The organism is Rhizobium sp. BK049, assembly GCF_014193135.1.
In the GTDB taxonomy this organism is placed as follows: domain Bacteria; phylum Pseudomonadota; class Alphaproteobacteria; order Rhizobiales; family Rhizobiaceae; genus Rhizobium.
The window spans coordinates 33,687-43,426 of the sequence record NZ_JACHYV010000037.1 but is presented as its reverse complement, the minus strand read 5'-3'; the positions used below and the strand labels follow the sequence as shown (position 1 = coordinate 43,426).

Genomic DNA, 9,740 nt, shown 5'->3' with positions numbered 1-9,740 from the left:
CATCGGGACAGGTAACTGACACCTACCTGCTTGCGCTAGCCAAGGTGCATGGGGGGCAGCTGGCGACATTCGATCGCAAGCTGTCAACAGCAGCGATTACAAGGGGCAATTCTGCCTTGCACCTGATCACCACGAGTAGATCGTGAGTTCCCGTCGATCCATTATGCGATCTTCCTGGCCTAAAACGTGAACGCTATGGCAACAAGCCGCACAATGCTGGCCTCGAAACTCGCGCCGTGCCGGAACTGTTGACCGCTATTTCAATGTCAGTGGCGTAAAGGGCATTTATGGAACTCCGACTACTCCAAATCTATTGTTTCCATTTCTGAGAGAGGAGCTTGAGCGATTTGGCGACCTAATCTTGGAACAGCGATTAATGAGCGCCACTCATTCCAAGAATGAAAGGTCGAACTTCTCGGCCATCACCCGGTAGCCTACGTCGTTGGAATGAATGTGATCGCCGCAATCATACTCGGGACGAAGCCGCGTCGAGCGGGCGGGGTCACACAGTCACCACGCGCGCTTTTCCAGCTTCGCCTACGATCCGGTCACGACCCTCGGCTTCATGCGTGACAGCCTGGCCATGCGCGCCAAGCGCTATATCGGCCACAATCCTGCCGGAGGCGCGATGGTGTTCGTGCTGCTCGTCGCGATCTCCGGCATTGCCGCAACCGGTTACATGATGACGACGGATGCCTATTGGGGCGCGGAATGGGTGGAAGAAGCGCATGAACTGCTGGTCAATGTGACGCTTGGCCTAGTTGGCCTTCACATCGCTGGCGTCCTCCTGGCAAGCATCGAGCATAAGGAAAACCTTGTCCGAGCGATGGTAACCGGTAGGAAGCGAGCCGATTGACCTGGATCGGCATCGCGGCCGCGTAGGAGCCCTGGAGGGCACCTGGGTTAAGGACCTGATCTCGCCCTGGCGTCTACGAACGACCACCGGGCGCGCAGGTGGACATTCTGGCTTCGTGAGCGGCCTGAATGAAAGCCTGGCGCGCGGTCTCCTGCGAGACATGCCCGCTTACGGCGGCGGCGCAGATCTCACTCGCGAATGCGTGTTTTCTTCGCGAGCCTTTCCATCGGTTGGCGAGAAAATCGAGCGCCTCGCTCGCTCCGCAGACAGCCTGAGGGACGCTCATGCCCACCTGGACGAAAACGGGTTCCGACCAGGTTCGTTCTATCTGCTTCTGGGGGGTCATCTTCGATCTCCTGAAGGTTTCGGACTGCGGGCGTGGCAGCTTCACGAGGGCCGGACCACGATCAGGCGCTGGCTGACGGCATCAGGATACCGGGTTCGAATGGCGTGGACGTTGATATCGGTCAATCACCTTGCTCTCGCCCCAGCCGCGCAATCCTCCTTGTCGCTTCAGCCGCAATCATTCCTCGGTGACTTAGGTGGCTGGCGTCGCAGTCATTGCGCGGCGCGAAGGCGATCGGTCCGTCTTCGACGCCTCGAAGCATAGAAATGGTTTGATCCAGCGCAATGTTTGAAACCGGTGTGCATCGTATCCTCAAGGGCGCTCCAACTCGTGGAGAACAACTCAAAGAGGAGAGTCAGGATGTCCATGTTCAGACTGCCAACGATCGCTATGCTGGCCTTGCTCGGCGCCCTCGGTTCCATGGGCAGCGCCTCCGCCCAGACGAAAAGCGCAGACCCGGCCCAGTCTGAGACTAAACCCGAGCCCGACGGATCGGAAATGATGCCAGGAATGATGGGCCGCGACATGACGCCATCTGGCATGTACCCAGGAATGCGCATGATGGGGCCAATGCGCGGCCATATGATGAAGATCATGTTTGCGATCGCCGATGGCGATGGAGATGGCGCAGTTTCTTTCGAAGAGTTGACCGCAATCCACAAACGCGTCTTCGACGCGGTCGACGCGAACAATGACGGCAAAGTCACACCTGAAGAAATGCAGGCGTTCATGCAAGACATGTGATTGGACGCTGGGCATTTGCTGGAGGTTGCACGGGAGCCCAGAGGAGACCTCTCCATGACCTATACGCTGGATAGAACCCTCCGGGCGACCAGAAGCCGGAGCACCGGCAATTGCGTTACATCAATGTCGAGTTGAGACGAATGAAGTAGATGATTGCAATCGTGGCGCGGTCCGCGAGCGATGGAGCATGACATGACGGTACAATATTTTCTCCCGCTGGCAACATATCCCGGTTCAAGTTCCGGATTGATCATTTCGAACGCGGTAACGTTTGCCAGGTATCACGGCGCGCATCTTCGCGCGTGCGCGCTGACAGTCGCGATTCCGCACATCCCTGCCGCGTGGTCGTCTTTGCTGCTCGATACTCCGAAGATGATCGAGCATGCCGAGACTTTGAGCCGTGAACGTGCCGCTACGCTGGTTTCAGCGGCAACGAACCTCGCAGCGGGCGCCGATGTTGAACTTTCTTGTCGAACGGTGAATACCACCTTGTCCCTATTGCACGACACGGCAGTCACGGAAGCACGTTTTTTCGATCTCGCGATTCTCGAATCTATCGCGGAGGTTCCCGATACCCGTATTGTCGCCGAAGCGATCATATTCGGATCCGGCCGGCCGGCCATCATCTTTCCCAACAAGACCCTTGCGGGCCCATTCGACCATCTGGTCATCGCCTGGGACGGAAGCCGAGCCGCCGCTCGGGCCGTGAACGATGCAAACCCGTTCATTCACAAGGCCAAGCGCGTCTCGGTCCTATCTCTGATGGGCGAAAAACCGCTGCCTGAGCCAAGCGGAGCGCACCTTGCTCAAATCCTGGTTTCGAGTGGCGTCAATGCAAGCGCAACGGTCGCTCGGTTTAGTTCGTCATCGATCGGTCAGAGTATTCAGCATACGGCACTGGAACTGAGTGCTGACATGCTGGTCATGGGAGGGTTTGGGCACTCTCGGTTGCGCGATTTGGTCCTGGGCGGAGCAACCGATGGCGTGTTGCACGAGCCTCTGCTGCCGGTGCTCATGTCACATTGACGAACTGTCTCCGCCACGCCTTACGACTGGTTCCGGCTGCTATCGAGCGGCGGGCCTTACCGGGTTCGAACGGCGTGGACGTTCATATCGATCAAACCGGGCACCTCGGCCCAGCAATTCAGTCCTGGAGCGGCAGGTGCCCATCGCGCACTCACGGGTCAGAAAGAGAGCGCTCGACGCGCACGCTTCGAGTGTCGCCGGATGGCTTTACCAGCAGGACGCCGACGACCGTCCCGACCATGAGGACCAGGAGGACGAGGAGAAGCCTCGACATGACGGCGTCCGCGATGGCCCTGATAAGCATGACATAAAGTCTCCGAGGACGATTTCATCGTTTGAGGCGGCTCACCATGCGGAGGCCAGCGTTATCTTGTTCACGACGCCGGCGACGCCGCGGACGCTTTCCGCCGCCACCCTGGCCGCGGAGCGTTCCAGCTCCGTCTCGACCTCTCCCCTCAGGGTGACTACCCCGTCGGAGACTGTCGCGTTGACCATAGGGGGCGTTATTTCGAGCTCGGCTTCCAAGCGGCTACGAACGGCGGTCCCTAGGGCCTGGTCGCCGGAAGCGGTGCACTGCCGTGGAACATCGAGAAGCGCTCGCATCAAGTCGCGACGGCTGATCATTCCGGCGAGCCTGCCGTTTTCGACGACGGGCAGGTGTTTGATGTCGTGGGCCTGCAGGAGTTCGGCGAGCTGGCTCGCCGTGGCGGTCGGGGCGGCGCTGACGACGGGCGTCGACATCACGTCCTTGACGCGCCAGCTTCGAGCCTTCACATAATCCGCCAGTGCGTCTTCGCGGTCGCGCGTATGCGGTACGGTCCGTCTCGCCCAGGACGACGCTACCCGGCGCAGCAGGTCTCCCTCGGTGACAATGCCCGTGAGCCTCCCTTCGCCATCGACGACGGGCACCGCGCCGATCTTGCTGGCGTTGACGATTTCGACGGCTTCTCTAACGTTGTGTCCCTCGTCGAGCGTCGTCACGGGGGTCGTCATGATGTCTCTAGCGAGCATCGCGCTGTCTCCTTGTTGATCGGACAATTACGGAGCCACCACGCGTTAAGCGCATTGACGTGGATCAAGGCGTACACGAGAGGCCGTCTTTCCCGCGACGGCGTCTCCGGAACCTCCCGACCAAGTGCGGCATCAGGCTCGCCGGCGGGCGACAGTTGCTACTTAATTCCGGTCATCTGTCGCCCTGGGAGGGAGCGTGCCCAGCGCCAATTCTGGATTTCCGGCATGTCCTCTCCACGCTCCCGCACGAACGCCCGGTGCTCGTTGAGCTTTGCATGCAGGGCTGCGATCACATCTGGCACCTTTTCGGCAAGATCGGGCACTCGCGCGATCGCCTCAAGAGCGAGATGATACCTGTCCAGCTCGTTCAATACGGTCATGTCGAACGGCGTCGTCGTCGTTCCCTCCTCCACGAACCCACGCACGTGGATGTTGCCGTGATTGGTGCGCCGGTACGTCAACCGGTGGATGAGGTAGGGATAGCCGTGGTAGGCGAAGATGACCGGCCTGTCCTTCGTGAAGATGCCATCGAACCGTGCATCGTCGAGGCCATGAGGATGCGCTTTCGGATCCTGCAGCGCGAGCAGATCGACGACGTTGACCGTCCTGATCTTGAGATCTGGTATCGCCTCGTGCAACAGCATCACGGCAGCGAGCGTCTCCATGGTCGGCACGTCTCCCGCACATGCCATCACGACGTCCGGCGCGCTCGTATCGTTCTCGAAGCTTGCCCAGTCCCAGACGCCCACGCCCTCCTCGCAGTGCTTGGCCGCCTCGTCGATCGAAAGATATTGAGACTCCGGCTGCTTGCCCGCAACGATCACGTTGACGCGGTCGTAGGTCTTCAGGCAGTGATCGCCGACCCACAGGAGGGTGTTGGCGTCCGGCGGTAGATAGATGCGGACGATGTCGGCCTTCTTGTTGGCGACCAGATCGACGAAGCCGGGGTCCTGATGCGAGAAGCCGTTGTGGTCCTGTCGCCAGACATGCGACGTCAGGAGGTAGTTGAGAGACGATATCGGCTCCCGCCAACCCAATCCTCGCGAGACCTTGAGCCACTTGGCATGCTGGTTGAACATCGAGTCGATGAGGTGGATGAAGGCCTCGTAGCATGAGAAAAGCCCGTGGCGACCGGTAAGGAGATATCCCTCCAGCCACCCCTGGCAGAGATGCTCGCTGAGAACCTCCACGACCCGGCCATCCCTGCCGAGATGGACGTCATAGTCTTCAATTTCTTGCATCCAGACTCGGTCAGTCTGTTCGAACACCGCACCCAGCCGGTTGGATTCGGTCTCGTCCGGGCCAAAGATCCGGAAGTTTTTGGCCTCGGCATTGAGCCGCATTACATCCCGCAGATACCGTCCTAAAATCTCTGTCGACTGGACCTGGGCAGCACCACGAACGTCGATCGCGACCGCGTGGTCGCGAATGCTTGGTAGCTGCAGCTCCCTGCGCATGCGTCCACCGTTCGCGTAGGGCGTCGCTCCCATGCGCTTCTCACCAGTCGGCGCCAGGGCCCGCAACTCGTCCTTGAGCCGCCCGTCCGCTTCGAACAGGTCATCGGGATCATAGCTCCGCATCCAGTCTTCGAGGATTTTTCGGTGGCCGGCATCACCGCGGCAATTGGCGACAGGCACCTGGTGGGCGCGCCAGAACCCCTCCACCTTCTTGCCGTCGACCTCCTTCGGCCCGGTCCAGCCCTTGGGGCTGCGAAGCACAACCATGGGCCACCGCGGCACGCCGGCCGCGGGCGACCCGTTCCTCGCCGCCGCCTGCAAGGATTCGATGATGTCCAATGCCCGGTCGAAGGCGGTCGCCATCTGCCGATGCATGTCCGCCGGCTCGTGGCCCTCGACGAAGATTGGCTCATATCCAAATCCGACGAACAGGCTGCGGAGATCCTCGTCACTTGTCCTCGAAAGGATCGTCGGATTTGCGATCTTGTAGCCGTTGAGATGCAGGATCGGCAGCACCGCGCCGTCGCGAGCAGGATTGAGAAATTTCGTCGAATGCCAGGCCGCCGCGAGTGGTCCTGTCTCCGCTTCGCCGTCGCCGACCACGCAGGCCACCACGAGGTCCGGGTTGTCGAACGCGGCGCCGAACGCGTGGACCAGCGCATATCCGAGTTCGCCGCCCTCGTGGATCGAACCGGGAGTTTCCGGGGCGACGTGGCTGGGAATGCCTCCCGGAAACGAAAACTGCCTGAACAGCTTGCGCATGCCGTCGGCATCCTGGGAGATGCCGGGATATACCTCGCTGTATGTCCCCTCGAGATAGGTGTTCGCGACCATTCCCGGCCCGCCATGGCCAGGCCCGCACACATAAAGGACGTCCAGGCCACGAGCCTTGATGACGCGGTTGAGATGGATGTAGATGAAGTTGAGGCCGGGCGTCGTTCCCCAATGTCCGAGAAGGCGGGGCTTGATATGTTCCGGCAGAAGCGGCTCGCGCAGAAGCGGGTTATCCATGAGGTAGATCTGGCCGACGGACAGATAGTTTGCGGCCCGCCAGTAGCGGTCGATGAGTTCGAGTTCGCGAGCGGCGAGCTGAAGGCTGCGATATTCAGACATGTTCGATCCTCAAATGCTTGTGCCGGCTGATGACTTCCATCGCTTCTTCGGCGATGACCTGTTCCTCGTCCGTCGGAACGACGAGAGCGACGATTTCGCTTTCCCTTGAGCTGATCACAGCCGCATTCATCTTGTTCGCAGGCTCGCTCAACGAGAGACCGAGCCAACCCAGATGGTGGGCGACGCCATTGCGTATCTCCGGCTGGTTCTCGCCTACGCCGGCGGTGAAGACGATCGCGTCCACCCCGCCCAGAGAGACGGCTAGCCTTCCTATCTCGCCGGCGATCCTGAAGCAGAAGAGGTCTATGGCTTCCCTGGAAGCCGGATGAAAGTCCTCCAGCAGGACCCGGACGTCCCCGCTTTTCCCGGAGACGCCGTGCAGCCCGCAACGGTGGTAGAGGAAATCCTCGAGACCGTCTGCGTCGTGGAAATTGTTGCGCAGAAGGTGGACGACGGCGCCGGGATCGAGCGAGCCCGGCCGGGTCGACATCGGAACTCCGTCCAGCGGAGAGAAGCCCATGCTGGTGTCTATGCCGACGCCGTCGATCATCCCGCAAAGGCTTGCGCCGCTTCCAAGGTGCGCGCAGACGACACGCCCGGCGGCGAGGTCGGGATCGTGTTTCCTGAGTTCGCGGGCGACGTACTTATAGGAAAGACCGTGGAAGCCGTATCTGCGGAGACCTGCATCGTGCAGCGCTCTTGGAATGGCGAGCCGTGCGGCAAGGCTGCTCTGCGAAAAATGGAATGCGGTGTCGAACGAAGCCGTCTGCGGTATGTCCGGATATGCGCTCCGCACTGCGTGGACGATCGCCAGCGCCGGAGGAAGGTGCACCGGCGCGAGATGCGTCAGATCTTCGATTTTGAGGACGACATCGGACTCCAGCAGAACGGGGCCATTGAAGGTCTGTCCTCCGTGGACGATGCGATGGCCGGCCACGACGGGGTCGAATCCTCCGCGGACGATGCAATCGACGACCTGCGAAACCAGCCGCGCATCGATCACTGTCCCGGACGGAAGATCGACAGTCTCATCCCCGTCAGAGAATCGGAAGGTGAATCTTGACTGGTCTCCAAGCGTGGCAACACCGCCTCCCAGCCGGCGCGCCAGACCGTCCTCCAGCCTGAAGACGCCGACCTTCAGACTGGAGGATCCAGCGTTGAAGGTGACGGCAACCTTATCCATGGCCCGAAGCCCTGGAGCGTGCAGTCCCGGCAGACTTCGCAGCCACCTTCGTTGCAGTCTGCCTGCCTGCCTCCTTTTTTGCCTCCTCGAAGAACTCGCATGCGTACTCGAGGACGCACGTCTCGTCTTCCGACGACAGACCGAACGACGCGCACTGCTCCTTCATTGCCCGCAGGACCTTCTTCTTTAACGCAGCGACCGCAAAGGCATTCTTCGAAGCGAGAACCTCCCTCAGGCAGGTTATAGCGACGACCTCCAGGACGGTAAGCTTGCCTTGCACCTCGCCCTGGGTCGGTATCGCGAAGCGTTCGCCGCCCCGCTTGCAGTCACGATCCATGATCAACATTGCCGTCTCTTCTCCCTTCGGCCGCCGAAACATCGTCCGGGTCCAGTGCGCGTCGAAGCCTGCGCAGCACGACCGCGCGACCCTTCTCGTCGGCGACGGATTTCAGACGATCGGACAGGTCCAGAACGAACCGCTGATAGTCGTTGTTCCAGTCGGGTCTGCCGGGCACGACCGGCTTGATACGTGCAGGCCTCGTGTCTTCGATGAGGCGTGCACCCGCAGGTGAAAGCTCGTAGGCGTCGTCCAGCGACGGGCAGACGACCTTTGCGGAAGCTTGCTGCGGGAGCCGGGCGGACATCGCTTCACGAGCGCTCTCCTCTCCATGGACAAGGAAGATCGTCTTCCGGATTGGTTCCCGCTCGGCAACCCACGCATCCAGTTCGCTTGCATCCGCATGTCCGCTGTAGGCGTCGAGCGTCGCCATCCTGGCGCAGACGTGAATCTCATCGCCCTGGATGCGGACGTCGGTCGCGCCCTCCTGCAGGATGCGGCCGAGCGTCCCCGCCGCCTGGAACCCCACGAACAGCACGGTGCACTCCTGCCGCCAGAGCCAGTTCTTCAGGCGGTGGCGGATCCGCCCCGCCTCGCACATTCCGCTTGCAGCGATGATGATGTGAAAGCCACGGACGAGATCGAGCGCCTTCGACTGCTCGGCCGTCTCGGTGAAGCGGACGTTTGGTGCGTTCAGAGCGCGAAGGAACGCCTTGCCGTGACCGAGGTCGGCCGCATGCTTCTTGAAGGCCTCGGTCGCTCGCGACGCGAGCGGCGAGTCTATCATGATGGGGCACCGCGGCACCTCTCCTTCGTCCATGAGGGCGACAAGATCGGTCAGCACTTCCTGCGTCCTCTCGACGGCGAAGGAGGGAATGAGAAGAACCCCGCCGGGGCTGTTCGAACTCGCCACCACTTCACGCAGCCGATCCCGTCGATCCTCCAGGGCGTACTCTTCCCGTTCCCGGTCTCCGTACGTGCTTTCGCAGATGAGGTAGTCGACCCCGGAAGGCGCCCGAGGGAGATTTTCGAACAACTTGTTGCTCGCGCCGACGTCGCCGGAGAACAAAATTCTTGTCGCCCCGTCGGTGCCGGGCGCTTCGACTTCGATCGATGCGGAACCCATCAGGTGTCCAGCATTCCAGTAACGGAACCTGACGCCGCCGCCGGTCTCCCGCCACTCGCCATACTCAACCACGATGAACTGCGGCAGCATGCTGCGGGCGTCGTCGGCGGTATAGATGGGCTCCACCGTCTCTCGCGCCCTTCTGCGATTCCTTCGATTGAGCTGCCGGACCTCCGACTCCTGGATGTGACCCGAATCCTGGAGCATGATTGTGCAAAGGTCGATCGTTGCTGCCGTTGCAAAGATTGGCCCGCCATATCCCGCCTTCGCAAGCTTCGGAAGCAGCCCCGAGTGGTCGATGTGCGCGTGCGTGAGCAGCACGGCGTCGATCCGCGATGGTTCGAAGGGGAATGGCTTGTAGTTGAGCTCCTTCTCCGACTTCGAGCCCTGGAACATTCCGCAGTCGATCAAAATGCGTGTGCTACCGGCTTCCAAAAGGAAACATGATCCGGTCACCGAGCCCGCAGCGCCATGGAAGTGAAGGATCGGATTGGCCATGACAACTCCTATGTGTTGTCAGGGACTTTAAGGCACCTCGGAC

General features: G+C 61.0%; 9 protein-coding genes and 2 pseudogenes. 4 read left to right on the top strand and 7 right to left on the bottom strand.

What is annotated here, in order from left to right; all coding sequences use genetic code 11:
* Positions 1-146, top strand: a pseudogene (locus FHT70_RS30520) (VapC toxin family PIN domain ribonuclease); the annotation flags it as partial.
* A gap of 362 nt (positions 147-508) precedes the next feature.
* Positions 509-856 (top strand): annotated as a pseudogene (locus FHT70_RS27710) (cytochrome b/b6 domain-containing protein); the annotation flags it as partial.
* 73 nt (positions 857-929) lie between these two features.
* Here the strand turns inward: FHT70_RS27710 and FHT70_RS27705 are convergent.
* Complete coding sequence (locus FHT70_RS27705) at positions 930-1,202, bottom strand: DUF982 domain-containing protein (RefSeq protein ID WP_112755869.1); 273 nt, start codon at positions 1,200-1,202, stop codon at positions 930-932.
* Between the two features lie 360 nt (positions 1,203-1,562).
* Here FHT70_RS27705 and FHT70_RS27700 point away from each other — a divergent pair, with 360 nt between their 5' ends.
* On the top strand, positions 1,563-1,946 hold the full coding sequence (locus FHT70_RS27700; RefSeq protein ID WP_183706290.1) for an EF-hand domain-containing protein: 384 nt from the start codon (positions 1,563-1,565) through the stop codon (positions 1,944-1,946).
* 192 nt (positions 1,947-2,138) lie between these two features.
* Positions 2,139-2,972: a universal stress protein gene (locus FHT70_RS27695; protein WP_246722008.1), complete on the top strand. Its 834-nt coding sequence runs from the start codon at positions 2,139-2,141 to the stop codon at positions 2,970-2,972.
* 151 nt (positions 2,973-3,123) lie between these two features.
* Here FHT70_RS27695 and FHT70_RS27690 read toward each other — a convergent pair whose 3' ends face one another.
* The 6 genes from FHT70_RS27690 to FHT70_RS27665 all read right to left on the bottom strand — a co-directional run bounded on the left by FHT70_RS27690 (position 3,124) and on the right by FHT70_RS27665 (position 9,697).
* Positions 3,124-3,276 (bottom strand): hypothetical protein, encoded by a 153-nt coding sequence (locus FHT70_RS27690; protein ID WP_183706280.1) that lies wholly within the window; start codon positions 3,274-3,276, stop codon positions 3,124-3,126.
* A gap of 41 nt (positions 3,277-3,317) precedes the next feature.
* Complete coding sequence (locus FHT70_RS27685; RefSeq protein WP_183706278.1) at positions 3,318-3,983, bottom strand: CBS domain-containing protein; 666 nt, start codon at positions 3,981-3,983, stop codon at positions 3,318-3,320.
* Between the two features lie 158 nt (positions 3,984-4,141).
* Positions 4,142-6,553, bottom strand: a complete 2,412-nt coding sequence (locus tag FHT70_RS27680; RefSeq protein WP_183706276.1) for a phosphoketolase family protein — start codon at positions 6,551-6,553, stop codon at positions 4,142-4,144.
* On the bottom strand, positions 6,546-7,736 hold the full coding sequence (locus tag FHT70_RS27675; protein ID WP_183706275.1) for an acetate/propionate family kinase: 1,191 nt from the start codon (positions 7,734-7,736) through the stop codon (positions 6,546-6,548). Before FHT70_RS27675 ends, FHT70_RS27680 begins: the two co-directional genes overlap by 8 nt.
* Entirely contained in the window at positions 7,729-8,082 is a 354-nt protein-coding gene (locus FHT70_RS27670; protein ID WP_183706273.1) for a hypothetical protein, read from the bottom strand. The genes FHT70_RS27675 and FHT70_RS27670 overlap by 8 nt, the downstream gene beginning before the upstream one ends.
* Positions 8,063-9,697 carry an MBL fold metallo-hydrolase gene (locus tag FHT70_RS27665; RefSeq protein ID WP_183706272.1) on the bottom strand — a complete coding sequence of 545 codons (1,635 nt, stop codon included), beginning with the start codon at positions 9,695-9,697 and terminating at the stop codon, positions 8,063-8,065. Before FHT70_RS27665 ends, FHT70_RS27670 begins: the two co-directional genes overlap by 20 nt.
* Positions 9,698-9,740 lie beyond the last annotated feature (43 nt).